General features: G+C 71.8%; 27 protein-coding genes. 19 read left to right on the plus strand and 8 right to left on the minus strand.

From position 1 onward, the window contains the following. Positions 1-13: 13 nt before the first annotated feature. Positions 14-703, minus strand: a complete 690-nt coding sequence (locus BMY89_RS03805; RefSeq protein ID WP_092374772.1) for a response regulator transcription factor — start codon at positions 701-703, stop codon at positions 14-16. A gap of 74 nt (positions 704-777) precedes the next feature. Here BMY89_RS03805 and BMY89_RS03810 point away from each other — a divergent pair, with 74 nt between their 5' ends. Further along, positions 778-1,698, plus strand: coding sequence for an ADP-ribosylglycohydrolase family protein (locus BMY89_RS03810; RefSeq protein ID WP_092375553.1), 921 nt, complete (start codon positions 778-780; stop codon positions 1,696-1,698). A 23-nt stretch (positions 1,699-1,721) separates the two neighbouring features. On the opposite strand, the gene BMY89_RS03815 is transcribed toward BMY89_RS03810, so the two are convergent. Beyond that, positions 1,722-2,588, minus strand: coding sequence for a DUF1775 domain-containing protein (locus BMY89_RS03815; RefSeq protein WP_092374775.1), 867 nt, complete (start codon positions 2,586-2,588; stop codon positions 1,722-1,724). A gap of 198 nt (positions 2,589-2,786) precedes the next feature. Between BMY89_RS03815 and thrS the strand changes: the two genes are divergently transcribed. From thrS to BMY89_RS03830, 3 genes are all read left to right on the plus strand, one after another. Then, entirely contained in the window at positions 2,787-4,793 is a 2,007-nt protein-coding gene (thrS, locus tag BMY89_RS03820) for a threonine--tRNA ligase (RefSeq protein ID WP_092374778.1), read from the plus strand. A 126-nt stretch (positions 4,794-4,919) separates the two neighbouring features. Next, positions 4,920-5,432, plus strand: coding sequence for an HIT family protein (locus BMY89_RS03825; protein WP_175510295.1), 513 nt, complete (start codon positions 4,920-4,922; stop codon positions 5,430-5,432). 286 nt (positions 5,433-5,718) lie between these two features. Then, positions 5,719-6,777, plus strand: coding sequence for an aldo/keto reductase (locus BMY89_RS03830; RefSeq protein ID WP_092374784.1), 1,059 nt, complete (start codon positions 5,719-5,721; stop codon positions 6,775-6,777). A 58-nt stretch (positions 6,778-6,835) separates the two neighbouring features. Here BMY89_RS03830 and BMY89_RS03835 read toward each other — a convergent pair whose 3' ends face one another. Next, entirely contained in the window at positions 6,836-8,989 is a 2,154-nt protein-coding gene (locus BMY89_RS03835) for an elongation factor G-like protein EF-G2 (protein WP_092374787.1), read from the minus strand. A gap of 243 nt (positions 8,990-9,232) precedes the next feature. Between BMY89_RS03835 and pgsA the strand changes: the two genes are divergently transcribed. The 6 genes from pgsA to pdxT all read left to right on the plus strand — a co-directional run bounded on the left by pgsA (position 9,233) and on the right by pdxT (position 14,200). Continuing rightward, positions 9,233-9,865, plus strand: a complete 633-nt coding sequence (gene pgsA / locus BMY89_RS03840) for a phosphatidylinositol phosphate synthase (protein ID WP_092374790.1) — start codon at positions 9,233-9,235, stop codon at positions 9,863-9,865. Between the two features lie 25 nt (positions 9,866-9,890). Continuing rightward, positions 9,891-10,769 carry a phosphatidylinositol mannoside acyltransferase gene (locus BMY89_RS03845; protein WP_092375556.1) on the plus strand — a complete coding sequence of 293 codons (879 nt, stop codon included), beginning with the start codon at positions 9,891-9,893 and terminating at the stop codon, positions 10,767-10,769. A 14-nt stretch (positions 10,770-10,783) separates the two neighbouring features. Then, on the plus strand, positions 10,784-11,944 hold the full coding sequence (locus tag BMY89_RS03850) for a glycosyltransferase family 4 protein (protein ID WP_092374793.1): 1,161 nt from the start codon (positions 10,784-10,786) through the stop codon (positions 11,942-11,944). A 35-nt stretch (positions 11,945-11,979) separates the two neighbouring features. After that, positions 11,980-12,474: a hypothetical protein gene (locus tag BMY89_RS03855; protein WP_175510274.1), complete on the plus strand. Its 495-nt coding sequence runs from the start codon at positions 11,980-11,982 to the stop codon at positions 12,472-12,474. 128 nt (positions 12,475-12,602) lie between these two features. Beyond that, a complete protein-coding gene (pdxS, locus tag BMY89_RS03860) occupies positions 12,603-13,520 on the plus strand; it encodes a pyridoxal 5'-phosphate synthase lyase subunit PdxS (RefSeq protein ID WP_092374799.1) in 918 nt (305 codons plus the stop codon). Between the two features lie 74 nt (positions 13,521-13,594). Next, positions 13,595-14,200 carry a pyridoxal 5'-phosphate synthase glutaminase subunit PdxT gene (gene pdxT, locus BMY89_RS03865; protein ID WP_092374802.1) on the plus strand — a complete coding sequence of 202 codons (606 nt, stop codon included), beginning with the start codon at positions 13,595-13,597 and terminating at the stop codon, positions 14,198-14,200. 99 nt (positions 14,201-14,299) lie between these two features. On the opposite strand, the gene BMY89_RS03870 is transcribed toward pdxT, so the two are convergent. Beyond that, positions 14,300-15,148, minus strand: coding sequence for a helix-turn-helix transcriptional regulator (locus BMY89_RS03870; protein WP_232521034.1), 849 nt, complete (start codon positions 15,146-15,148; stop codon positions 14,300-14,302). A gap of 103 nt (positions 15,149-15,251) precedes the next feature. On the opposite strand from BMY89_RS03870, the gene BMY89_RS03875 reads away from it, so the two are divergent. The 9 genes from BMY89_RS03875 to BMY89_RS03915 all read left to right on the plus strand — a co-directional run bounded on the left by BMY89_RS03875 (position 15,252) and on the right by BMY89_RS03915 (position 21,685). Then, on the plus strand, positions 15,252-15,881 hold the full coding sequence (locus tag BMY89_RS03875; RefSeq protein ID WP_092374808.1) for an NADPH-dependent FMN reductase: 630 nt from the start codon (positions 15,252-15,254) through the stop codon (positions 15,879-15,881). Between the two features lie 7 nt (positions 15,882-15,888). Beyond that, positions 15,889-16,182 carry a hypothetical protein gene (locus BMY89_RS03880; RefSeq protein WP_139217893.1) on the plus strand — a complete coding sequence of 98 codons (294 nt, stop codon included), beginning with the start codon at positions 15,889-15,891 and terminating at the stop codon, positions 16,180-16,182. 224 nt (positions 16,183-16,406) lie between these two features. After that, positions 16,407-17,156, plus strand: a complete 750-nt coding sequence (locus BMY89_RS03885; protein ID WP_092374814.1) for a YebC/PmpR family DNA-binding transcriptional regulator — start codon at positions 16,407-16,409, stop codon at positions 17,154-17,156. A 389-nt stretch (positions 17,157-17,545) separates the two neighbouring features. Further along, complete coding sequence (locus tag BMY89_RS03890) at positions 17,546-17,758, plus strand: type II toxin-antitoxin system VapB family antitoxin (RefSeq protein ID WP_092375559.1); 213 nt, start codon at positions 17,546-17,548, stop codon at positions 17,756-17,758. A 282-nt stretch (positions 17,759-18,040) separates the two neighbouring features. Beyond that, on the plus strand, positions 18,041-18,247 hold the full coding sequence (locus tag BMY89_RS03895) for a hypothetical protein (RefSeq protein WP_092374817.1): 207 nt from the start codon (positions 18,041-18,043) through the stop codon (positions 18,245-18,247). A 179-nt stretch (positions 18,248-18,426) separates the two neighbouring features. Continuing rightward, positions 18,427-19,041: a winged helix-turn-helix domain-containing protein gene (locus BMY89_RS03900; protein ID WP_092374820.1), complete on the plus strand. Its 615-nt coding sequence runs from the start codon at positions 18,427-18,429 to the stop codon at positions 19,039-19,041. Continuing rightward, the gene (locus BMY89_RS03905; protein WP_092374823.1) at positions 19,038-20,309 is read left to right on the plus strand and encodes an MFS transporter; all 1,272 of its coding nucleotides are present in this window, start codon (positions 19,038-19,040) and stop codon (positions 20,307-20,309) included. The genes BMY89_RS03900 and BMY89_RS03905 overlap by 4 nt, the downstream gene beginning before the upstream one ends. 166 nt (positions 20,310-20,475) lie before the next feature. Continuing rightward, positions 20,476-21,045, plus strand: a complete 570-nt coding sequence (locus BMY89_RS03910) for a hypothetical protein (RefSeq protein ID WP_092374826.1) — start codon at positions 20,476-20,478, stop codon at positions 21,043-21,045. Positions 21,046-21,061: 16 nt separating this feature from the next. Continuing rightward, the gene (locus BMY89_RS03915; protein ID WP_232521035.1) at positions 21,062-21,685 is read left to right on the plus strand and encodes a ribonuclease FAU-1 family protein; all 624 of its coding nucleotides are present in this window, start codon (positions 21,062-21,064) and stop codon (positions 21,683-21,685) included. Between the two features lie 72 nt (positions 21,686-21,757). On the opposite strand, the gene BMY89_RS03920 is transcribed toward BMY89_RS03915, so the two are convergent. The 4 genes from BMY89_RS03920 to BMY89_RS03935 form a co-directional block, all read right to left on the minus strand. Beyond that, on the minus strand, positions 21,758-22,819 hold the full coding sequence (locus BMY89_RS03920; protein ID WP_092374828.1) for an ABC transporter permease: 1,062 nt from the start codon (positions 22,817-22,819) through the stop codon (positions 21,758-21,760). After that, positions 22,816-23,709, minus strand: a complete 894-nt coding sequence (locus tag BMY89_RS03925; protein WP_092374831.1) for an ABC transporter ATP-binding protein — start codon at positions 23,707-23,709, stop codon at positions 22,816-22,818. The genes BMY89_RS03920 and BMY89_RS03925 overlap by 4 nt, the downstream gene beginning before the upstream one ends. Before the next feature lie 81 nt (positions 23,710-23,790). Further along, the gene (locus BMY89_RS03930) at positions 23,791-24,480 is read right to left on the minus strand and encodes a response regulator (protein ID WP_092374834.1); all 690 of its coding nucleotides are present in this window, start codon (positions 24,478-24,480) and stop codon (positions 23,791-23,793) included. After that, a complete protein-coding gene (locus BMY89_RS03935; RefSeq protein ID WP_232521036.1) occupies positions 24,477-25,757 on the minus strand; it encodes a sensor histidine kinase in 1,281 nt (426 codons plus the stop codon). Before BMY89_RS03935 ends, BMY89_RS03930 begins: the two co-directional genes overlap by 4 nt. Between the last annotated feature and the right edge of the window lie 64 nt (positions 25,758-25,821).

Below are 25,821 nucleotides of genomic sequence, written 5' to 3' on the forward strand. Positions count from 1 at the left end.
ACCAGCGAGCGCCTCAGTCCGGCGCCACCAGCCGGAAGCCCACCCCCCGCACGGTGCGCAGGTAGCGCGGCTTCGCCGCGGACTCGCCCATTTTGCGCCGAAGCCAGTACAGGTGGACGTCGATGGTCTGATCCTCGCCCACCGATGGCTGCCGCCATACCTCCTCCAAGAGTTCCCGCCGGGACACTACCCGGCCAGGACGTGCGGCGAGATACGCCAGCAGGTCGAATTCCTTGCGGGTCAGCGCCAGCGCCTCGCCGTCGAGAAGGGCGCTGCGCTCACCGACGTCGACCCGCAGACCGCCCACGCTGTGCACGGCCAACTGCACCGCGCGGCTGGCCCGACCCACCCGACGCAGCACCGTGGTGATCCGCGCGTCCAGGTGTGCGCCGGTGAAAGGCTTGACCATGTAGTCGTCGGCGCCGGCCCGCAACAGCTTGACCACGGACTGCTCGTCGTCGCGGGCGGTGGCGATGATGATCGGCACGTCGGTGATGCCCCGCAGCATCCGCAGCGCGTCCGAGCCGTCCAGGTCCGGCAGGCCGAGGTCGAGCACGACCAGATCAGGAGTTTCGGCGGCGACCCGGCGCAGCGCGTCCAGCGCGGTGCCCACGGCATGCACGGCGTGGCCCCGGTCGGTGAGGGAACGAAGCATCGCGCCGCGAACGACGTGATCGTCTTCGACCAGGAGGACGGTGGCCACTCAAGCACGGTACTCGGAGCGGCAAGTGGGTCGTCGTTGCGGCCCACCGTGGAACCAGCCAAGCTGATGTGGCGATGACGTTCACCCTCTATCCGGACGCCCGTCTGGCCCTGGCCCGGGACAGTCTCGCCGGCCTGTCGGTCGGCGACGCCCTGGGCTCCCAGTTCTTCGTTCCCGGCCGGCGCCCCGCCGACCTGGCCGCCGACCTGCTGCCCCCGCCGCCGTGGCAGTGGACCGACGACACCGAGATGGCCTGTTCGGTGGTGGCGCTGCTGGCCGAGGTGGGCCGGATCGACCGGGACACCCTCGCGCTCACCTTCGCCGAGCGCTGCGAGCCCTACCGGGGCTACGGGCCCGGTGCGGTGCGGGTACTGCGTCTGATCCGGACCGGAACCCCGTGGCCGGTCGCGTCCGCCGCCGCCTTCGACGGGCAGGGCTCCTGCGGCAACGGCGCGGCGATGCGGGTCGCGCCGCTGGGGGCGTACTTCGCCGACTCGACCAGCCGGGCCGCCGCGCAGGCCCGGGAGTCGGCCGAGGTCACCCACGCCCATCCGGAAGGAATAGCCGGTGCCGTGGCGGTGGCGGTGGCGGCTGCCCTGGCCGCCCGGGCCCGCCTCGACGGCGACCGACCCGATCCGGGCCGGCTGCTCGCCGGCGTGGCCGCCGCGCTGGACCCGACGACGGAGGTGCACCGGGGCGTACGCCGGGTCGCCGGGCTGCTCGGACGCCCGTTGGTGGAGGTGGTGGAGGCGGTCGGCAACGGCTCCCGGGTGACCGCACAGGACACCGTCGCCTTCACCTGCTGGGTGGCCGCCCGACACCTGGACGACTATCCGGCGGCCGTCCGCGCCTGCGTCGAGGCGGGGGGAGACGTGGACACCACGGCCGCCATCGCCGGTGGCGTGGTCGCCGCGTACACCGGGGTAGCCACCCCGGGTGGGGTGCCCGCCGGCTGGCTGGCCGCGCGGGAGCCGCTACCCGACTGGGCGGGCTGACCCCGGCGCCCCGCGCCCACCGCTCACCGGCGCGCGCCGGCCTCGGCCACGTCGCTGCCCGCCCGCTCGGCGGACTCGACGCCACCGGGCGCGGGAGCGCTGTCGCCGTCGGATCCGGAGTGCACGGCGGTCGGCTCCCCGTCGAGCACCGACCGGTCGATCTCCTGCGTCGAGGAGCGGCGTCGGCGGCTGATCAACCAGCCCACCACCGCACCGCCGCCAAGGCCGGCGACCAGGCCGGCGGCGAGCAGGCTGTTGGCGTTCGGGCCGCCGTCGGAGGCGGCTCCGGCGGGCGCGCCTTCCGCCGGAGGCTGGCCGCCCGGCACGCCACCGTGCCCACCGTGTGCGCCCGGCGCGGCCGGATCCCCCGGCAGCAGCGCCAACGCGGGCAGCGGCCGCTGGCCGGGGCCCCACCGCACCACCATGCCGTCGGCGTACGTCTGGAGCAGCTCGAAGTCCAGCCGGTCGGTCTGCGGCAGCGGCCCCATCGACAGCAGCAGCCGGGCTGGTCCGTCGCCCGCGTCCGGCGTCCGGGACCAGGTCACCGCGGCGGTCACGACATCGGTGGCGGGGGCGTGCAGACCGGCCACCGGTGTGTCGAGCTTGCGGGTGGTGATCAGCGGTGCCCACCCGTCGACCGACAGTGGGTAGACCTCGGCGATCGGCGGGTCCGCCGGTACCCGGATCTCGATGCTCTCGGTGGGGACGCCGGGCCGCTCGTCCGGCACCACGAACTCCAGCTTCACCGACTCGCCCTGCCGGGCCTCGGTCGGCGTGAAGCTGACCTCCGCGGCCTGCGCCGTAGCGGGCCAGAGCAGCACCACGGCCGTGGCCAGGGCGGCCACCAGCGCGCCCCGGCGTCGACGGCTCCCGCCGCGCGTCATCGCCATCCTGGGTCCCCATCCGTGTCCAAACGGCCGGCACCGGCTCCGGCCACACCTGGTAGTTCGGATCCCGGGCCGCAAAGGTTCAACCGCCGGCCCGACTACCTGCCGCCGATGTCGACGCCAGCGTTCGTCGGGCGACCGATAGCATCGCAGTGAGCCGACATCGGCACCAATTGTCACGCCTGCTGCGAGGAGTCATCCGTGTCCGCACCCCGTACCCCCGCCGTGGCCGACCCCGTCGTCGTCGCCGCCGGGACGACGGCGGCCGACGCGGTGGCCGCGGCCGGACTGCCCGCCAACGGCCCCAAGGCGGTCGTGGTGGTCCGCGACCCGCAGGGCGTGCTGCGCGACCTGGACTGGCGCCCGGCGCAGGAGACCTCGGTCGAGCCGGTGGCGCTCGACTCCCCGGACGGGCTGAACGTGCTGCGCCACTCGACGGCCCACGTGCTCGCCCAGGCCGTGCAGGACATCTTCCCCGAGGCGAAGCTCGGCATCGGCCCGCCCATCGACAACGGCTTCTACTACGACTTCGCGGTGGGCAAGCCGTTCCAGCCCGACGACCTGGCCAAGTTGGAAAAGCGGATGCAGGAGATCGTCAAGTCCGGGCAGCGGTTCCGGCGGCGCCGCTTCGACAGCCTGGACGAGGCCAAGACCGAGCTGGCCGCCGAGCCGTTCAAACTGGAACTCATCGACGTCAAGGGTGAGGGGCTGGACTCCTCCGAGGTGATGGAGGTCGGCGGGGGCGAGCTGACCATCTACGACAACGTCGCCGCCGACGACGACAAGGTCTGCTGGTCGGACCTGTGCCGTGGTCCGCACCTGCCCAACACCCGCCTGATCGGCGCGTTCAAGCTGATGCGCTCGGCCGCCGCGTACTGGCGCGGGTCGGAGAAGAACCCGCAGTTGCAGCGGGTGTACGGCACCGCCTGGCCGACCCGGGACGGGCTGAAGGCGTACCTGAAGCTGCTTGAGGAGGCCGCCCGGCGCGACCACCGCAAGCTCGGCGCGGACCTCGATCTGTTCAGCTTCCCCGACGAGATCGGCTCCGGTCTCGCGGTCTTCCACCCCAAGGGCGGCATCATCCGCCGCGAGCTGGAGGACTACTCGCGTCGCCGGCATGAGCAGGCGGGGTACGAGTTCGTCAACAGCCCGCACATCACCAAGGCGCAGCTCTTCGAGACCTCGGGGCACCTGCCGTACTACGCCGACACGATGTTCCCACCCATGCAGCTGGAGGGGGCGGAGTACTACCTCAAGGCGATGAACTGCCCCATGCACAACCTGATCTTCCGCTCCCGCGGGCGGTCCTACCGCGAGCTGCCGCTGCGGCTGTTCGAGTTCGGCACCGTCTACCGGTACGAGAAGTCGGGTGTGGTGCACGGGTTGACCCGGGTGCGCGGCCTGACCCAGGACGACTCGCACATCTACTGCACCCGGGAGCAGATGCCCGGTGAGCTGACCACGCTGCTGTCGTTCGTGCTGGACCTGCTGCGCGACTACGGACTGGACGACTTCTACCTGGAGCTGTCGACCCGCGACGACTCGCCGAAGTTCATCGGCAGCGACGCCGACTGGGCCGAGGCCACCGAGGCGCTGCGCACCGCCGCCGAGACCTCCGGGCTGGAGCTGGTGCCCGACCCGGGTGGCGCGGCCTTCTACGGCCCGAAGATCTCGGTGCAGGCCAAGGACGCCATCGGCCGGACCTGGCAGATGTCCACCATCCAGGTCGACTTCAACCAGCCCGAGCGGTTCGGCCTGGAGTACCAGGCGGCCGACGGGACCCGGCAGCGACCCGTGATGATCCACCGGGCGCTGTTCGGCTCGATCGAGCGGTTCTTCGGCGTACTCACCGAGCACTACGCGGGGGCGTTCCCGGCCTGGCTGGCCCCGGTACAGGTGGTCGGCATCCCGATCCGCGAGGACCACGCCGACTACCTGCACGGCTTCGTCGCGGCGCTGCGCGCCGAGGGTATCCGCGCCCAGGTCGACGCCGGTGACGACCGGATGCAGAAGAAGATCCGCACCGCGCAGCAGCAGAAGATCCCGTTCATGGTGATCGCCGGCGACGACGACGTGGCCGCCGGCACGGTGTCGTTCCGCTACCGGGACGGCTCCCAGCGCAACGGGGTGCCGCTGGCCGAGGCGGTCAGCCACGTCCTCGACGTGATCCACTCCCGTACCAACACCGGCCCGTCGGCCGAGATGTAAGGAACGGCACCTTAGTAACGCAACGTCCCCGCCGCCCCGTCCGGTGCCCGGCCACGGCTCGGCACCGGCGGGGCAGGGTCGTAGGATCGCCGTGTGACTGGGGCGGACGAGCATACCGACGAGGGCATGGCCGACAGCCTGGACCGGCTCTGGACGCCCCACCGGATGACCTACATCTCCGGCGAGGACCGGCCCGAGGGCGGCTACGAGAAGCCGTCCGGATGCCCGTTCTGCCTGGCCCCTGGCCGGCCGCCGGAGGAGAGTCTGGTGGTGGCGCGCGGCGGGCACGTGTTCGTGGTGCTCAACCTCTACCCGTACAACCCGGGGCACCTGCTGGTGTGCCCGTACCGGCATGTGGCCGACTACACCGACCTGGACGGGCCGGAGACCGCCGAGCTGGCGTCGTTCACCCAGACCGCCATGCGGGTGATCCGCAAGGTCAGCAACGCGCACGGCTTCAACCTGGGCATGAACCAGGGCGGGGTGGCCGGTGCCGGCATCGCCGCCCACCTGCACCAGCACGTGGTGCCCCGCTGGGGCGGTGACGCGAACTTCATGCCGGTGATCGGCCGCACCAAGGTCCTGCCGCAGTTGTTGGGCGACACCCGCGACCTGTTCGTGCGCGCCTGGCCCTCCTGACCCCGCGTCGCCTCTGCTCCGCGTCTCCTGCTCTGCGTCAACCCACCCGCCGGTTACGGAACGAAGTCGCTGCGTGTCGGTAGGCAGCGCACAGGAGACACCGGGCATGACGGCTCGCCGGGCGGAACCGCAGGCCGGTGGCGTCGAGCGCGCAGCGCGACCGAACCGGCGGGGATTCGGGGCGCGTACGAGGCGGCCGGGGTGATCCGCACGGACACCGGTGCCCGTACGGATGATCGTGCTGGATATCTGTCAAAAATCGCCCGGAAGATGGCACGATGCGCCGATGGGGGAGTCGACGCGGCCACTGGGCCGCAGCGGCATCGAGGTCAGCGCCCTGGGCATGGGCTGCTGGGCCATCGCCGGCCCCTGGGCCGAGGGACAGATCCCGTTGGGCTGGGGCGCGGTCGACGACGAGGAGTCGATCCGGGCGGTCCGCCGGGCGCTCGAATGCGGCGTGACGCTCTTCGACACCGCCGACACGTACGGGGCCGGACACGGCGAGCGCGTCCTCGGGCGGGCGTTGAACGGCCGGCGCGACGAGGCGGTCATCGCCACCAAGTGGGGCTACACGTTCGACGAGGGGGCTCGCCAGGCCACCGGGCCGGACGCGTCACCGGCATACCTGCGGCGAGCCGTGCGGGAGTCGCTGCGGCGCCTCGACACCGATCGGATCGACCTGTACCAGCTGCACCTGGCCGACCTGCCCGTCCCCCGGGCACAGGACCTGATCGGCGCTCTCGAGGACCTGGTGGCCGACGGCCTGGTCCGGGCGTACGGGTGGAGCACCGACCGGGCCGACCGGGCCGCCGTCTTCGGACACGACGCCCCGCACGCCGCCGCCGTGCAGCACAGCCTGTCGGTGCTGCGCGACGCGCCTGACCTGCTCAGTGTCTGCGACAAGTACGACCTGGCCAGCATCAGCTGCGGCCCGCTCGGCATGGGCCTGCTCACCGGCAAGTACCACGCCGCGTCGACGCTGCCCCACGACGACGTACGGGGCATGGCTTCCGGCTGGCTGGAGTGGTTCCGCCGCGGCCGGCCCGCGCCGGAGTGGCTGCGCCGGGTACACGCGGTCCGGGCGGCGCTGACCGCCGACGGGCGCACCCTGGCCCAGGGCGCGCTCGGCTGGATCTGGGCCCGCAGCGACCGGACGATTCCGATCCCAGGCTGCCGCACCGTCGCGCAGGTGGAGGAGAACGCTGCCGCGTTGGCCCTCGGGCCGCTCGCTCCCGACCACTTCGCCGAGGTGGAGCGGCAGTTGGCGGCCCTGCGGTCGGCCGCGCTCCGCGAGGCCGACCGCCCCCACTGGCCCAGCCCCGTGCTTCCCATCGCCCGCCCCTGACCGCCGGGACAGGCCGCGGCCCCGCCCGGCCCAGCCGACCGGGCCGGGACGGCGCGGGTCAGGCGTGTTCCTTGCGGATCTGATCGGCCAGGTGGGCGGGCATCGGGTCGTAACGGACGAAGTGGCGGCGGAAGGTACCGGCGCCGGCGGTCATCGCACGCAGCTCCACGGCGTAGCGCAGCAGCTCGGTGGCGGGCACCTCGGCGCGTACCAGGGTGCGGCCCTCGGTGTCCGGATCCGGCTCGGTGCCGAGCACCCGGCCACGCCGGCCGGACAGGTCGCCCATCACCGTGCCCACGTTGCCGTCGGGTACCCGCACGGTCACCTCGTCGACCGGCTCCAGCAGCGCCGGTTGCCCCTGCCCGGCGGCGTCGCGCAGGGCCAGCGCCCCGGCGGTCTGGAACGCCGCGTCGGAGGAGTCCACGCTGTGCGCCTTGCCGTCGACCAGGGTCACCCGCAGGTCCACCACCGGGTGACCGGCGAGCACGCCGCGCTGCATCTGGGCGCGTACGCCCTTCTCCACCGACGGGATGTAGTTGTGGGGCACCGCCCCGCCGACCACCCGGTCGACGAACTCGAAGCCGGCGCCGCGCGGCAGCGGCTCCACCTCGATGTCACAGACGGCGTACTGGCCGTGCCCTCCGGACTGCTTCACGTGCCGGCCGTGCCCGCGCGCCGGTGCCGTGAGCGTCTCCCGCAACGCCACCCGCACCGGCTCGGTATCCAGCTCCACCCCGCCGGCGCGCAGCCGGTCGAGGACCACGTCGGCGTGCGCCTCACCCATGCACCACAGCACCAGCTGGTGCGTCTGCGGGTTGCGTTCCAGCCGCATCGTCGGATCGCCGGTCACCAGCCGGGCCAGGTTGCGGGCCAGGGCGTCCTCGTCGGAGCGGGACTTCGCCACGATCGCCACCGGCAGCAGCGGCTCGGGCATCTCCCACGGGGCGATCAGCAGCGGATCGTCCTTGGCGGAGATGGTGTCACCGGTCTCCGCGCTGCCGGACTTGGTGATCGCGCAGATGTCGCCGGCCACCGCCACGCCGACCTCCCGCAGGGTGGCGCCGAGCGGGCTGTACAGGTGGGCGATCCGCTCGTCGGCGTCGTGGTCCGGGTGGCCCCGCTCGGTGAGGCCGTGCCCGGAGACATGCACTGTCTGCTCGGGACGCAGCGTGCCGGAGAAGACCCGGACCACGCAGACCCGACCGACGTGCCGGTCGATGGTGGTCTTGACCACCTCGGCGACCAGCGGACCGTCCGGGTCGCAGGTCAGCGGCGGACGGGACGAGCCGTCCACCCCTTCGACCGCGGGCAGGTCGTGCTCCAACGGCGACGGGAAGCCGGCGGTGAGCACCTCCAGCAGCGCGTCCAGCCCGACCCCGGTGGCCGCGCAGACCGGCACCACCGGGTAGAAATGGCCCCGCGCGACGGCCTTCTCCAAGTCCTCGACCAGCAGCCCGGAGTCGATCTCCTCGCCACCGACGTACCGGTCCATCAGGGTTTCGTCCTCGCTCTCGGCGATGATCCCCTCGATGAGTTCGTTGCGGGATTCGACGATGGCCGGCAGGTGCTCCGGGTCGGGATCACGGACCTGCGGCGGCAGGCCGTCGGTGTAGTCGAAGACCCGCCGGGTGATCAGCCCCAGCAGGCCGACGACGGACTCGCCGTCGTCGCCGAGCATCGGCAGGTAGAGCGGGAGCACGTTGTCGCCGAACACGCGCTGGCACAGGGCCACCGCCTCGTCGAAGTCGGCGCGCGGGTGATCCAGCCGGGAGACCGCGACCGCCCGGGGCATGTCCACCGCCGCGCACTCCTCCCACAGCGCCGCAGTGGCCGCGTCCATCCCGTCGACGGCGGAGACCACGAACAGCGCGGCGTCGGCGGCCCGCAGGCCGGCCCGCAGCTCACCGACGAAGTCGGCGTAGCCGGGCGTGTCGAGCAGGTTCACCTTGATCCCGTCGTGCAGCAGCGGCGCGCAGGCCACCGCCACCGAACGCTGCTGGCGTACGGCCGCCGGGTCGTGGTCGCAGACGGTGGTGCCGTCGGCGACCGTGCCGGGTCGGGCGATCGTGCCGCTCGCCGCGAGCAACGCCTCGACCAGGGTCGTCTTGCCCGCCCCGGAGTGCCCGACGAGCACCACGTTGCGGATCCTGGCGGGGTCGGTCACCGCCGGTACGCCGCCGGTGCCCCCCTTGTCGTGACTCTTCTGCGCCATCGGGCGCACCTCCCTCAGCCGGTGGTGGTGGGTGGCGACCGCCGCGCGCGACGGGATGCGGCCCGGGCGGGTGTTGCGGCGATATCCTCCGGTGGTTCACTGCGAACCGGGCAGTCAACAGGCGGTGGGGTGACCCGGGTCACCCTCCCACCTCGATCTCACACCCGATATCTGGCCGACACAACCCTCGCTGGGCAGACGGCGGTGTCGCCGTCGACAGCCGACCGTTATCGTGGGACCGCCATGGCGAAGATCTTCCAAGTGTCGGCCCGCGCGGGGATGACCCGCGTCGTCGAGCCGATCGCCCGTAGCCTGCTGCGCGCGGGCGTATCCCCCAACACGGTCACCGTCGCGGGCACCCTCGGGGTGCTCGTGGGCGCGATCGGTTTCGGTGCTCGCGGCCATCTGGTCGCCGGCGCGTTGATCGTGACGGTCTTCGCGCTCACCGATCTGCTCGACGGGACGATGGCCCGGATGAGTGGCGGCTCGACCCGGTTCGGCGCGTTCCTCGACTCCAGCATGGATCGGGTCGCCGACAGCGCCGTCTTCGGCGCGGTCGCCTTCTACCTGGCCGGCCAGGGCGACCGTGCGGGGCTGGCCGCCGCGCTGATCTGTCTGGCCGTGGGCGGGCTCGTGTCGTATGTCAAGGCCCGCGCCGAAGGGCTCGGGATGACCTCGAACGTCGGCATCGCCGAGCGTACCGAGCGGCTGCTGATCGTCGGCGTCGGCGGCCTGCTCGCCGCCCTGGTCCATCCGGCGGCGCTGCCGATCGCGCTGTGGCTGCTCGCGGCGGTGTCGCTGTTCACCGTGGGCCAGCGGATGCGGCACGTCTACCGGCAGGCCCAGCAGGTCGATGCGCCGGGCGGCCACGGGTGAGCGGCACACCAGGGCGGTGCCGTCGGTGAACCTCACCGAACTGGGCTTCGTCGCCGGTTGGCGGCTGCTGCGCGTACTGCCCCGGCCGGTCGCCGCCGCAGGGTTCACCGCGGTGGCGGACCGGGCCCACCGTCGCCGGGGGGCCGGTGCCACCCGGCTGCGCGCCAACCTGCGCCGGGTGGTCGGGCCGGAGCTGCCCGAGGCGGAGCTGGACGAGCTGGTGCGGCAGGGGCTGCGCTCGTACGCCCGCTACTGGATGGAGGCGTTCCGGCTGCCCGCGCTGAGCCGCCAGCAGATCCTCTCCGGGTTCCGGCTGGGCGGCGCCGAGCTGCTCGCCGCGGACGTGGCGGCCGGGCGCGGCGCCGTGGTGGCGTTGCCGCACGGCGGCAACTGGGACATGGCCGGCGCCTGGGTGGCGGCCAACGGCTGGCCGTTGTCCACCGTCGCCGAGCGGCTCAAGCAGGAGGGCGTCTACCGGCGGTTCATGGCGTTCCGGGAGCGCCTGGGCATGGAGATCCTGCCCACCAGCGGTGGTGCCCGGCCGCCGATCGACGTGCTGACCGACCGGCTGGCCGCCGGGGCGGTGGTGCCGCTGCTCGCCGACCGGGACCTGTCCGCCCGCGGTGTGGAGGTGGACTTCTTCGGCGGTCGGACCCGGATGCCGGCCGGTCCGGCGCTGCTCGCGCTGCGCACCGGTGCGCCCCTGTACGTCGCGTCGATGTGGTACGAACCGGATGCGGCCTGCGCCGCGTTGGAGGGCCCGCTGCCGGTGCCGGGGCCCGAGGAGGGCACCCTGGACGTGCGGGTCCGAGCGCTTACCCAGCTGATCGCCGACCGTCTCGCGGCGGGCATCGCCCGGCATCCGCAAGACTGGCACATGTTGCAGCGGATGTGGCTGGACTGAGGGGGACGGGCGCAATGCGGATCGGCATCGTCTGCCCGTACTCCTTCGACGTACCCGGCGGAGTGCAGAACCATGTGATGGATCTCGCCGAGGCGCTGATCGGGCTCGGGCACACGGTGAGCGTGCTCGCCCCGGCGGACGAGGATTCGCCGCTGCCGGCGTACGTGGTGTCGGCCGGCCGGGCGGTGCCGCTGCCGTACAACGGCTCGGTGGCCCGGATCGCCTTCGGGCCGGTCTCCACCACCCGGGTACGGCGGTGGATCACCCGCGGCGACTTCGACGTGCTGCACGTGCACGAGCCGCTCACGCTGAGCCTGTCCATGCTCGCCGTGCTCTCCGCCCGGGGGCCGGTGGTGGCCACGTTCCACACCGCGATGACCCGCTCCCGGGTGCTGGCCGCCGCCCAGGGCGCGCTCCAGATCGTGCTGGAGCGGATCACCGCCCGGATCGCGGTCAGCGCCCTGGCCCGCAAGGTCCAGGTGGAGCACCTGGACGGCGGGGCGGTGGAGATCCCCAACGGGGTGGCGGTGGCGAAGTTCGCCGGGGTCGAGCCGCTGCCCGGCTGGCCGGGGGAGTGCGGACCGGGTACCGGCGGCACCCTCGGCTTCCTGGGCCGCTTCACCGAGCCCCGCAAGGGGTTCCCGATCCTGCGGGACGCCTTCGTCGAGCTGGCCCGCCAGCGCCCCGGCCTGCGCCTGCTGGTCGCCGGCCCCGGTGACCGGAACGACCTGTTCGACCGTTTTCCGACTGATCTTCGGGATCGGGTCACCTTCCTCGGCCTGGTCTCCGAGGAGGAGAAGGCGCGCATGCTGCGTAGTGTGCACCTCTACGTGGCGCCGAACACCGGCGGCGAGTCCTTCGGCATGATCCTCACCGAGGCGCTGGCCGCCGGTACCACGGTCGTCGCCAGCGATCTCGACGCCTTCCGCCGGGTGCTCGACGGCGGCCGGGCCGGGCGGATGTTCCCCACCGGAGACGCGGTGACGCTGCGCCGCACGCTGACGGAGCTGCTGGACGACCCGGCCCAGCGGGCGGAGTTGACCGCCTGCGGCGACCAGGTGGTGGCGAATTTCGACTGGCCCGTGGTTGCCCGCCGGGTTATGGAGGTATACGCAGCCGCGATCGAGGCGACCGACGGGCGGGTGATCGACCAGGAGTGGGTGGGGTTGACCTGATCGGGAGGAACGGGAGCAGCACTACGATGCCGGGCATGTGGTGGGTGGTGGGCGCGACGCTGGTCGTCGCCCTGGTCTCGGCGTACCTGATCTGGACCGCCGGCCGGGTCGAGCGGCTGCAGGCCCGCGCGCAGCTCGCGGCCCGCGCCCTGGACGCCCACCTGCTGCGCCGGGCCGCCGCCGCGGCGGTGCTGGCCGAGCGACGCTACGGCGTCGAGCTGTACGCGGCGGCGCGGATCGCGCTCGACGCCCAGCCGGACGAGCGGGAGGCGGCCGAGAACGACCTGACCCGGCAGCTGCGGACGGTCCGACTGGACCCCACCAATCCCGACTGCGAGGCGGTCATCGCCGCCAGCCGGCGGCTCGCCCTGGCCCGCCAGGTGCACACCGATCTGGTCCGGGACGCCCGTGCGGCGCGCGGTCGGCCGCTGGTACGCCTGTTACGGATGGGACACCGGCACACCTGGCCGCGCTACTTCGACATCGACGATCCCACGCTGACCGTCCCCGCCGACGTTCCCGCCGGCTGAGCGGCGTGGGGCGGTGACGGCGGCCACAGAGCAGGCCACCACGGGTCTGATTGGCTGTCGGAGCGGCGTTGACCCGGGCGTAGCATTTCCGCTGCCACCTGCCGAGGACGCCTGAGGAGCGATAAGCCGTGTCCGAGACGACTTCCCCGAACGCCAGCGCCACCCCGGTCGTCGGCACCGCCCGCGTGAAGCGTGGCATGGCCGAGATGCTCAAGGGCGGTGTGATCATGGACGTGGTCACCCCGGAGCAAGCCAAGATCGCTGAGGACGCGGGTGCGGTCGCGGTGATGGCGCTGGAGCGCGTACCCGCCGACATCCGCGCCCAGGGCGGGGTGTCTCGAATGAGCGACCCCGACATGATCGACGGCATCATCGAGGCCGTCTCCATCCCGGTGATGGCCAAGGCCCGCATCGGCCACTTCGTCGAGGCGCAGATCCTGCAGTCCCTCGGCGTCGACTACGTCGACGAGTCCGAGGTGCTGACCCCGGCCGACTACGCCAACCACATCGACAAGTGGGCGTTCACCGTGCCGTTCGTCTGCGGTGCGACCAACCTGGGCGAGGCGCTGCGCCGGATCACCGAGGGCGCGGCCATGATCCGATCCAAGGGCGAGGCCGGCACCGGTGACGTCTCCAACGCCACCACCCACATGCGGAAGATCCGCCAGGAGATCCGCCGCCTCCAGACGCTGCCCGCCGACGAGCTGTTCGTCGCGGCGAAGGAGCTGCAGGCGCCGTACGAGCTGGTCAAGGAGATCGCCGAGACCGGCAAGCTGCCGGTGGTGCTGTTCACCGCCGGTGGCATCGCCACCCCGGCCGACGCGGCGATGATGATGCAGCTCGGCGCCGAGGGCGTCTTCGTCGGCTCCGGCATCTTCAAGTCCGGCAACCCGGCCCAGCGGGCCGCCGCGATCGTCAAGGCGACCACCTTCCACGACGACCCGGATGTGCTGGCCAAGGTCTCCCGGGGCCTCGGCGAGGCGATGGTAGGCATCAACGTCGACGACATCCCGCAGCCGCACCGCCTCGCCGACCGCGGCTGGTGACGTGAAAGGAGGGGCCCCCTGTTAACGCCTCCGGTAGAGCAGGGGCCCCTTCTTGACGCCTGGAAGGAGCACACGTGACGGCACCCGTGATCGGTGTGCTCGCCCTGCAGGGCGACGTCCGCGAACACGTCACGGCCCTGACCGGTGCCGGCGCGCAGGCCCGTCCGGTACGCCGGCCGGCGGAGCTGGACGCGGTCGACGGCCTGGTCATCCCGGGCGGGGAGTCCACCACGATCAGCAAGCTGGTCGACATCTTCGAAATGCGTGAGCCGATCGACAAGCGAATCGCGGCCGGCATGCCGGTCTACGGCTCCTGTGCCGGCATGATCATGCTTGCCACCGAGGTCCTCGACGGCCGGCCGGACCAGCGCGGCTTCGACGGCATCGAGATGACCGTGCGGCGCAACGCGTTCGGCCGGCAGGTCGACTCGTTCGAGGCTCCGGTGGAGGTCACCGGCATCACCGGCGGGCCGCTGCACGCGGTCTTCATCCGGGCACCCTGGGTCGAGCGGGTGGGGGACACCGTCGAGGTGCTCGGCACGGTGACCGACGGCCCGGCCGCCGGCCGGATCGTGGCGGTGCGGCGGGACAATCTGCTGGCCACCTCGTTCCACCCGGAACTCACCGGTGACCTGCGGTTGCACGCCTACTTCGTGGACCTGGTCCGCGCCGCCGGCTGAGCAGCCCGGCCAGACCGACCGACGTCAGCGACCGACCGACGTCACCGGCCGACCGACCTGAACCGGCCACCGACCTCAGCCGGCCACCGACCGCCGTCCTCAGCCGGCCACCGAGCGCAGCCCGCCCGGGCGTCGGCCCGACAGCCGGTCCAGCGCGGCGGCGGTGGCCGCGTCGGCGGGCAACTGCACGACCAGCCGCTGCTGGTCGTCGGCGAGCTCCAGCGTCTCGTACGCCAGCCGCAGTGGCCCGACCTCCGGATGCCGCAACCAGCGCACGCCGCTGGGCTGGGCCGCGACCGGGTGCCGTCGCCACCGTGACAGGAACGGCGCCCCGACGCTGCGGCCGAGCCGCTCGGCGAACGCGTCGCTGGCCGGATCGCCCTGGCGGAGCCGGTGCAGCTCGGCGACCTGCTGGTCGGCCAGCTCCACCCAGTCGGGGAAGTGCTCCCGGGCGCGTTCGTCGGCGAAGACGAACCACACCAGGTTGGGCTGCTCGCCGTCGAGTAGCCCGAGCGGGCGGGCCAGCCGGTCGAACGGGTCGTTCCAGGCCAGTACGTCGCTGAGCCGGTTGAGCAGGTACGCCGGCCGGTCGCGCAGCGCCTCCAGCAGCCCCTGGACCTCCGGGCGGACGGTACGCGAGACCGACGGGCGGCGTCCCGTGCACAACTGCCGGTTGTGATCGACCGACGCGAGCTGCCGCAGATGCTGCCGGTCGGCCTCGTCGAGGCGAAGGGCGTTCGCCAGCGCGGCGAGGATCTCCGGTGAGGGCCGGGTGTCGCGCCCCTGTTCGAGGCGGGTCAGGTACTCGACGCTGACCTGGGCCAGCGTCGCCAACTCGGCCCGGCGCAGGCCCGGGGTGCGCCGCCGGGTGCCCTGGGGCAGCCCCACCTGCTCGGGCCGCAGCGCCTCCCGGCGGCTGCGTAGGAACGCGCCCAGCTCTCCGTCCATCACGGCTCCAGTCTGCCGGTGCCGCCGGTCGGATGGGTGTCCCCGTCAGGGCTACCCTCGCGCCGGTCTCCCGGCGGGGACGGCACGCGGGTGGGATCGGGTCATGAACAACACGCAGAGGAACGGACCGGCCGTCGTGGGCCTGGTCGTGGGTAGCAGCCGTCCCGGCCGCCGAGGGCCGGCGGTGGCCGGATGGGTGGCCGAGGTGGCGGACCGACACCCGGCGGTACGGTCGGGTGAGGCAGCCGTCGAGCTGATCGATCTCGCGGAGCAGCGGCTGCCGCTGCTGGACGAACCGGTGCCGGCGAGGTTCGGCGAATACCGCCATGACCACACCCGCCGCTGGTCGGCGCTGGTGGCGGCGTGCGACGCCTACGTCTTCGTCACCCCGGAGTACAACCACTCGGTTCCGGCCGTGCTCAAGAACGGCATCGACTATCTGGACGCCGAGTGGCGGAGCAAGCCGGCGGGTGTGCTCAGCTACGGCGTGACCGGAGGCGGCCGGGCGGCCGGGCATCTGCGGACGATCCTTACCGAGGTGGGGATGACCGTCGTGCCGGAGCACGTCGAGTTGGGACTGTTCACCGACTTCGACTGGTCCGGTGAGGACCGGTCCGACCCGACCGCCGCTGGGCGGATCGCGCCCGGAGAGGGCCGGGCGGCGATGCTCACGGCGATGCTCACCGACCTGCTCGACGCGGCCCGGGTAGTGGCCCCCGTCGCGGGTCGGTGAGGTGATCATGGAGACCCTCCTGATCACCTACCGGGTCCGGCCGGAGCGCCTCGACGAACATCTGCTCCTGTTCGCCGCGGTGAGCGAGGAGTTGGCCCGGACCCGACCGACCGGGCTGCGCTATCTGAGCCTGCGGCTCGATGACGGGCTCAGCTTCGTCGACGTCGTCATGGGCCCCGAGCTGCCGGAACCGCTGCCGTCGCTGGAGTCGTTCCGTCGCTTCCGGTCCGGGCTGGAGGAGCGCTGCGAGCAGCGGGACACCACCGGGTTCACCGTGCTGGGCTCGTACGGCATGGGGTAATAGTTTTGCCCGGTTTGTGTCGATCGGGGGAGATCGGGCCGGATGCTGGCGTGCGGCGGGTGACGACCACCCGCCGCACGTCGGTAGGATTGTCGAGATTCGGCAGGGCCAGCTGCCCGCCACGGCTTCCACCAGAGCTGACCGGCACCACCGTGTGCGCCGGTGCGGAGCGGGGCGTGCGCGGTGCGGTCGATGCAGACGGCGGGTAGCAACGGAGGTAACAGATGTCCGGCCACTCAAAGTGGGCGACGACCAAGCACAAGAAGGCGGTCATCGACGCCAAGCGCGGCAAGATGTTCGCCAAGCTGGTCAAGAACGTGGAGGTCGCGGCGCGTACCGGCGGCGGCGACCCGGCCGGCAACCCGACGCTCTACGACGCGATCCAGAAGGCCAAGAAGAGCTCGGTCCCCAACGACAACATCGACCGCGCGGTCAAGCGCGGCTCCGGCCTGGAGGCAGGCGGCGCCGACTACCAGACGATCATGTATGAGGGCTACGGTCCGAACGGCGTCGCGCTGCTGATCGAGTGCCTGACCGACAACCGCAACCGCGCCGCCACCGAGGTGCGCACCGCGTTGACCCGTAACGGCGGCTCCTTCGCCGACGCCGGCTCGGTGTCGTACATGTTCACCCGCAAGGGCGTGGTGATCGTGCCGAAGGCGGGCACCACCGAGGACGACGTGATGCTGGCGGTCCTCGACGCGGGCGCCGAGGAGGTCAACGACCTGGGCGAGGCGTTCGAGGTGGTCTCCGAGCCGACCGACCTGATCGCGGTGCGCACCGCGCTGCAGGACGCCGGAATCGAGTACGAGTCGGCCGAGTCCTCCCTCATCCCCAGCGTCACCGTGCCGCTGGACGAGGAGGGCGCACGCAAGATCTTCAAGCTGATCGACGTCCTGGAGGACAGCGACGACGTGCAGAACGTCTACGCGAACTTCGACGTCTCCGACGAGGTCATGGCCGCCGTCGGCTGACCCCGGGCAGTGGGCGGCGATCACTGACAGCCTGAGCATGTGCGGTGTGCCCGACAGGTCGACCGACGGTGACTAGACTGCCGTGGTGGCTGGAAGGTTTGGGCAGATCGTCAGTGGCATCGGGACGTCGGCTGTCGCGGTGGGAGTAATCGTGCTTCTGCTGGGCCTCGCCACCAAGGCGCTCGATCGGGAAGTCGTCTTCGCCGCCGCATTGCTCGTGGTCGGGGGCCTTCTGTTGCGGGCTGCGTTCTGGGGAAACAGCGGCCGAGGTCGGGCTCCGAGCCGTGCTGGATGACAGGCCTCAGCGACGAGATCATGGTCGCCGCCGCTGGCCGATCGCCTCGATATACGCACCTCCCGGATACGTTGTTATCCGGGAGGTGCATCTCATGGCCAGGACTCTGCTGGATCTGGATGATGATCTGCTTGCGGAAGCGACCGCTGCTCTCGGCACCGCGACCAAGAAGGAGACAGTGACGGAGGCTCTGCGGCAGGCTGTGGAGTCCAGCCGTGATCGGCGACAGCGGGCGCTGGCAGACCTTCAGCAGGTCGCCGACGAGGGTGGTTTCCACTTCGATCAACTTGGCGAACTCGACAGGTGAATATCTGGCCGACACGAGCGCCCTGGTCCGCATGGTTCGTCGCCAGGTCGCCCCGCAGTGATCCGGCTTTGAGACTGTTGCCGGGCTGGTGCCGCAACTGAACCATGAGCGGCTTACCTGACCGCGACGGGCGATGAGGTTGCGGTCCGATTCCTCGACGTCAGTGACGAGATCATGGCTGCGGTCGGCTGACCCAGCCTCGAGCGGTAGCCGGAGTCGACCAGCCTGGGTCGTGCCTTCCGTGGCCCGGGGGTATCGATGGCGGGACTCTATGATGAGCCGGTGGACAAGAGATCGGCGGAGACCGTCGGCGCACTGGGCACGCTAGGGGCACTGGGCGGAGCGTTCGCCTTCATCCTTGGCTTCGCCGACGTGGGCTATGGCGACAAACTCCTCGCTGCCGGAGGGCTCCTGGTGCTCAGTGGCCTGCTGCTGCGGATAGAGGCCGCGATCTGGCGGAGTAGCGGGCCGGCGGTTGGCGGCGACTGAAGGATCGGTGCGCACCGCGTCTTCTTCCTGGCGTATGGGAGATCTTGGAAGATTCCCGTGCGAAGAACGGAAACTGTCCAAGATTTGATCGCCTCGACGGGCTTGATGGCTGTGCGAGCGGGCCCGGACCTGTCGGACGGCAGTTGCTAGAGATGTCTTTCTAAAGCATTCTCTATTGTATGGCTGACGAGATACCTCGGCGTGCGCTCAAGGTCACCGACCCGCGCGCCCTGCGGGCGTACGCCCACCCGCTGCGGATGCGCCTGATCGGGCTGCTGCGCGGCGAAGGACCGATGACCGCGACCCAGGCGGCGGCCCGGCTCGACGACAACGTGCCGAACTGCTCGTTCCACCTGCGGCAGCTCGCCAAGTACGGGTTCGCCGAACGGGTGCCCGGTGCGGACGCTCGGGAACGACCCTGGCGGGCCACCACGCAGTACACGTCCTGGGACGACGACTCCGACGACCCGGCCATGCGGGAGGCCACGGACAAGATCAACAGCGTGATGGTCGCCCTCTACCTGCAACGGGCGCAGGACTACCTCGCGATCCGCGTCGACGAGCCCGCCGAGTGGCGGGCCGCCGCCGGCTTCGGCGACGCGTTGCTGCACGTCACCGCCGCCGAACTGAGTGAGATCACGGCGCAGATCGACGCGCTGCTGGCCCGGTACGACGAACGGATCGCCGACCCGGCGAAACGGCCGCCCGGGTCTCGCCCGGTGACATTCGTCCAGATGGCGCTCCCGCGTGGCGCCGTACCCCCGCATGAGACAGCGGGCGGAGACGGGTCGTGACCGAATCTCTCGTCCTGACCGACCCGGCGCCGCCGCGCCGGCCACGCATCCCACGGCTGCTTCGGCAGGCGGCCTTCCGTCGCTACTGGTCCGCGCAGACCGTCTCACTCTTCGGCGACCAGATCATCGTGCTCGCCGTGCCGCTGCTGGCCGTGCTCGCTTTCGGCGCCGGACCCGCCGAGATGGGCTATTTGACCGCCGCCTCGCTGCTGCCGAACCTGTTCTTCTCCATGCCGGCCGGCGCCTGGGTGGACCGGTACCCCCGCCGCCGCCAAGTAATGATCATCGCCGACGTCGGTCGGGCGGGCCTGCTGCTGGCCGTGCCGCTGCTCTGGTGGGCGGACGTGCTGAACCTGCCGCTGCTCTGTGCCGTCACCTTCCTGATCGGGACCCTCTCGATGTTCTTCGAGGTGGCGCACGTCAGCCTGTTCGCCACCCTGGTCCGGCGACAGGAATACGTGGACGCCAGCAGTCTGATCAACGGCAGCAGGGCCATGTCCGACGTGGCCGGTCCGAGCATCGGTGGCGTGCTCGTGCAGGTGCTCACCGCCCCGGTCGCACTCTTCTCCGGGGTGCTCACCTACCTGACCTCGGCGGTCTTCCTGGCCCGGATCACGGTCACCGAGCATCCCGTGGAGAGCGGACCCGGCCGAGGCATGGCCGCCGGCGTGCGGTACGTGGTCCGCTCGGCGATCCTCCGGGCGACGCTGCTCGGCACCACCACGCTCAACCTGTTCAACTACATGTTCGCCGCGCTCTTCGTGCTCTACGTGACCACCGAGCTGGGCGTCTCCCCGGGCCTGCTGGGCCTGATCATCGGGGCCGGCTCGTTCGGTGGACTGCTCGGCGCGGCAGTCACCGGACCGGTCAGTCGCCGGATCGGCATCGGCCCCGCGGTGCTGCTCGGTTTCGTCGCCTTTCCGGCCCCGCTGATCCTGGTGCCGCTGGCCACCGGAGCGCAGCCGTTGGTGCTCGCGCTGCTGCTCGTCGCCGAGTTCGTCTCCGCGCTGGGCGTCATGGTCCTCGACATCGCCGTCGGGTCGGTGCAGATCGCCGCCACACCGGTGGCGATGCTCGCCGTGGTCTCCGGTTTCCGCCGCACCGTCAACTACGGCATCCGGCCGATCGGTGCCGTGCTCGGCGGGACCCTCGGCGCCACGATCGGGGTACGGCCCGCCCTCTGGATCGCCAGCCTCGGAGCCCTGCTCGGCGTGCTCTGGGTCGTCTTCTCCCCGCTGCGCACCATGCGCACGCTGCCCGACAGCTGAGGCTGGTGCGCGCCGGTCGACGTCGGGCCGTCGGGGCAGATGCCGATGCACCGCGCGTCAGCCGCCCACTCGTCGGCTCCCGCCGCCGCGGAACACGGGGCAGCCGCAACTGCCCACTGTGGATATGCTCGCCGCTGATTTTCGAGCCGATGGGAACGGGGCGGGCATGAGCAGTGTCGACAACCGGCAGGACGTACCGGAGAAGGTGGCCAGCCTGGCGGCGGAACGCGGGCTGGGTACGCTGATCGACAAGCGCAGCAGCGGCAACCCCATCAGGTCCGCCCTCACGATCGTTGCCGTCGGCGCGGTGGCGATCCTTGTGTCGGTCGCCCTCTTCGCATTCGCGGCCTCCTGGCGACCGCTCGTCTGGGTGGCGATCCCGCCACTGGCCCTCGGGATCTGCGCTGTCGGCTGGTTCGTCGTGGTGTTGGTCAGGGGCTTCGAGGCCGGCTACCTCTACCCTGGCGGCATGGTGTACGTCCGCAACGGCAATGCCCGGGCCACCACCTGGGCCGAGGTGACCGAGGTGGAGGTGCAGGTCTTCGGCGCTGGCACCCTGTTCGCCGGCAAGACCGCGGCGTACCTGGTGAAGCCGACCGGCCAGGCGCCGATGCGGGTCAATTCGACTGACGTCGGGCTCAAGGACGGAGAGCAGGATCAGGTTGGCGCACTGATCCTGCGGCTCGCCAGCGAGGCCGGGCGGCCGATCACCCAGAAGCTTGTCGGCAGGAAGTAGAGAGGCACCCGCGAGCGTGACCACAGCTGGCCGGTTCGCCCCGGGTGACGTGGTGGTCCGGCGGGAGATCCTGCACGGCGAGGTGTGGTTCGCCTGCCCGACGATCTGCGTCCAGGATTCGCCCGACCTGCTGGTGCTGTACCTGCCGCCGGGCGCCGAGTTCGGCTTTCCCGAGCATGGCAGGTTCCCCTGCGGCCGGCATCCCTGGCAGGTGGCGGGCCACACCGCGTGGACCGGTCACGGCAAGCTGATGCTCCAGCGCCCCGGCGAGGCGCACTCCGTCGACGTTTTCTGGTCCGGCCCGGATCGGGCCTTCGCCGGCTGGTACTTCAACCTCCAGGACCCGTTGCGGCGTACCCCGATCGGGGTGGACACGCTCGACCACGAGCTTGACCTGTGGTGGGCGGCGGACGCCGACCGGTACGTCTTCAAGGACGTGGAGATCTTCGCCCAGCGACTGGTGGAGGGGCGCTACCCGGGGATGGGCGAGGCGATCCGTGCCGAGGGCGACCGGATCGCCGCGCTGCTCGACGCGGGCCAACGCTGGTGGGACGAGTCCTGGTCGTCCTGGCGACCCGACCCCGCCTGGCCGGTCCCGAGTCTGCCCGCCGGCTGGCACGCCGTCCCGACACACCATTGATCGTCTGCAGTTCAGTGACCCGACACGCCGAGGCGGGAGTCACCGAACTGCAGACGATCAGGGGGACTCGACTCAGCCCAGCGTCTCGCGCTCCCGCCAGGCGGTGCTGATCGAGGTGCGGCCGTTGGTCCGCAGCAGCGACCCCTCGTACACCCGGGCCCCGGCGATCAGGAAGCCGGCGGCGGCCACCAGGAGCAGCACCAGTGACAGCAGCGGCTCCCAGCCGGCCGCGTCCCCGGTGAACAGCCGCAGCGGCATCGCCGTCGGCGACGAGAACGGCAGGTAGGACAGCACCCGCATGGCGGTGGCGTTGTCGTTCAGGAAGATCACCGCGAAGAACGGCAGCATCACCGCGAGCTGCACCGGCATCGACACACCGCCGATGTCCTCCAACCGGTTGACCAGGGCGCCGGCCGCCGCCCACATGGACGCGATCAGCACGAAGCCGAGCAGGAAGAACGGCAGGAACCAGCCGATCGCCGGCCCGAGCAACGACAGCAGCCCGCCGCTGTCGCCGAACGCCATGCCGGCCACCGCGACCAGGGCGACCAGTCCGATCTGGCCGAGCGCCAGGATGGTGCCGGCGAGCATCTTGCCGGCCAGCAACGCACGCACCGGCACCGCGGCGACCAGGATCTCCACGATCCGGGTCTGCTTCTCCTCGATGATGCTCTGCGCGATCTGCACGCCGAAGGTCTGCGAGGTGATGAAGAAGATGAAGGCGAAGGCGAACGGCACCAGGAAGGCCACCACCGGGTCCACCGCGTCGGGATTCAGCAGTCGGACCGGGGGTTCGCTGCTCAACGCGGAGACCACGTCGCCGGGGGCGTCGTTCATGGCGAGCACCGCCGGACCGGCGACGACCGCCGCGTCCGCGTCGCCGTCGCGGACCGCCTGCTCGGCGGCCGTGTCGTCGGGTACCGCGAGCACCTCCAGCCCCGCCGCGCGCAGCGGGCCGGCCGCCGCCTCGGTCACCGCCACGGTGGACGGCCCGCCGGAGAGCATCGGCGGCAGGATGGTCGCCGCCGCGGCGATCAGCAGGAAGAACAGCGTGCTGATCAGGAAGGTACGGTCACGCAGCTTGACCCGGATCTCCCGGGCGGCGACCAGGCGGGTGGCCTCGAAGGTGTTCACTGGTTGACCTCTCGGAAGATCTCGGCGAGGGAGGGGCTGACCGGGCGGAACGCGCGGACCGGGCCGCGCTCCAGCGCCGCACGCAGCACGGGCTGCTCGTCGGCGCCGGGGGCGAGGTCGAAGACGGCGCGGGCGCCGTCGAGGTCCACCAGGGTCACCCCGGGCTGGTCCCGTAGCCAGCCCGCGTCGCTCTCCACCACCAGCTCGAACCGGGGCATGGTGTACGCCGAGCGCAGCTGCTCCCGGCTGCCGGCGGCCCGGATCGCACCGTCCGTGATGATCACCAGGTCGTCGCAGAGCCGCTCGACGACGTCGAGCTGGTGACTGGAGAAGAGCACCGGAGCGCCGGCGGTGGCCCGCTCGCGAAGCACGGCGACAACCGTGTCGACGGCCAGCGGGTCCAGGCCGGAGAAGGGCTCGTCGAGCACCAGCACCTCCGGCTCGTGCACCAGGGCGGCGGCGATCTGGGCGCGCTGCTGGTTGCCCAGCGACAGCGTCTCCAGCAGGTCGTCGCCCCGTTCGGCGAGACCGACCCGCTCCAGCAACGCGTCGGTGCCGCGCCGGGCGGCCTCCGCGCTCAGCCCGTGCAGCCGGCCCAGGTAGGTCACCTGCTCGCGGACGCTCATCTTCGGATAGAGGCCGCGCTCCTCGGGCATGTAACCGAAGCGCCGCCGGACCTCCCGGCTCAGCGGCTGACCCTGCCACGTCACCTGGCCGGCGTCCGCGGCGAGCACGCCGAGGATAATGCGCATGGTGGTGGTCTTGCCGGCGCCGTTACCGCCGACAAAGCCGGTCATCCGGCCGGCCGCCACGTCGAAGGACACGTTCTTGAGCACCTGACGGTCGCCGAAGCTGCGGTCGACGCCGTCGAGGCGGAGGACGGTGGTCACGACCTACACGCTAGATCGTTGATCTTTGGTTGGCCTCCGCCCGGCGACGGAAATCCGGGCTCCGCCTCGCGGGGGAGGCGCTCACCCGCTGGGCCGGACCACCCCATGCTCGTACGCGAAGACCACCGCCTGCACCCGGTCGCGCAGCCCCAGCTTGGCCAGCACCCGGCTGACGTGCGACTTGACCGTCGCCTCGCCCAGGTGCAGCGCCGCGGCGATCTCGGCGTTGCTGGCACCCCCGGCGATCAGGACCAGGACCTCCCGCTCCCGGGGCGTGAGATCGCGCAGCGCCGCCTCCGGCGCGAGGCCACCGGTCGCGGCACCCGGCCGGGCGAAGGTGGCGATCACCCGCCGGGTGAGTTCCGGGGCGAGCAGGCCGTCGCCCCGGGCCACCACCCGGATCGCCTCGATCAGCGTCTCCGGGGTGCCGTTCTTGAGCAGGAAGCCGCTGGCCCCGGCGCGCAGCGCGGCGAACAGGTAGTCGTCCCGGTCGAAGGTGGTGAGGATCAGTACGGCCGGCCCGCCCGGCTCGTCCGCGTCGGCGCTGATCCGCCGGGTCGCCGCCAGACCGTCGACGCCGGGCATCTCCACGTCCATCAGCACCACGTCCGGACGTAGCGCCCGAGCCATGCCGACCGCCCGCTCACCGTCCGCGGCCTCCCCGACCACCTCGATGTCGTCCTCGACCTCGAGGATCACCCGGAAGCCGGTGCGTACCAGGTGATGGTCGTCGGCGAGCAGCACCCGGATCGGCCGTGCCGGCCCGCTCATGCCAGACGTCCCGCCGCCACCGGCAACGGGAGACGTACCCGGACCCGCCAGCCGCCACCGGTACGCGGACCGACCTCCAGCGCGCCGCCGTGCGTCGCGACCCGTTCCCGCATGCCGACCAGCCCCAGTCCGTCGGTGTTGGTCGGGCGGGTGGCCCGGCCGTCGTCGGTCACCTCGATCTCGACCTCCTGCGCCAGGTAGCGGACCCGAACGTCGAGCAGGCTCGCCCCGGTGGCGTGCTTCAACACGTTGGTCACGGCCTCCTGCGCCACCCGGTACGCGGCCTGGGAGACCGACTCGGGCAGCGGCATCGGCTCGCCGTACACCCCCAGGGTGGCACGCAGCCCGGCCTCGCGGGCCCGGTCCACCACGGCGTCGATCTGGTCTATCCCGGCGGACTGCGCGGCGCGATCCGGGGCGCCGTCACGGGCGCGTAGCACGCCGAGCATCCGGCGCAGCTCGTCCACGGCCGTGCGGGCGGACTCCTCGATCGAGGCCAACGCCAGCCGGGCCTTGGCCGGGTCCTTGTCCAGGACCCGGCGGCAGGCCGAGGCCTGCACCCCCATCACCGACACGTGGTGGGCGACCACGTCGTGCAGCTCACGGGCGATCCGCACCCGCTCGCCGACCACGGCGTGCTCCCGGGCCTCGGCCTGCGACCGGCGCAGCCGCTCGGCCTGCTGCGCCACCTCGTGCTGCCGGCGGGCGGCGAGCCACGCCGTCTCGCCGAAGAAGTACGCGAAGCCGAAGAACAGCCCGTTGACCAGCACGCCGTTGACGATCAGGGCCAGCACGGGCGGCACCGGCCCGACCGCGTCAGCGAACGCATTCCCGGTGATTTTGCCGTAACTGAGCATGTAGTAGACCCCGAGCCAGATGAACATCACGGCGATCACGCCGACCCGTAGCCGGCGGGACATCCGTCGGTCCCGGCCCCAGGCGCCCAGCGTGAATACGGCCGCGAACAGCGCCCAGGAGGAGAGCTGCCACTCGGGTACGGCGCGGACCTGCGACACGACGAACGCGGCCGACACGGCCAGCGTGGCGGCGGCGGGGAAGCGTCGCCGCCAGATCAACGGCAGCGGTACCGCGACGGTCCAGAGGACCTGTTCCAGGCCGGACGGCGGCGGTCCCAGGACGAACGCCCCAGTGCTGCGGGCCAGCGTCAGGCTGAACAGCGCCAGTGCCGTCGCCGCCAGCCCGGCGTAGAGGTCCAGGCGCCGCTGTTCGGCAGTGGGGCCCGGCCGCTGCCACGCGTCAGACGTCTCGATGCTCACGCTGCCGAGCATGTCACCCCCTAAATCGGCACCGACGCCCCACCGACATCCAGGGCGGCCCATG

The organism is Micromonospora phaseoli, assembly GCF_900109115.1.
GTDB classification, from domain to species: Bacteria; Actinomycetota; Actinomycetes; order Mycobacteriales; family Micromonosporaceae; genus Micromonospora; species Micromonospora phaseoli.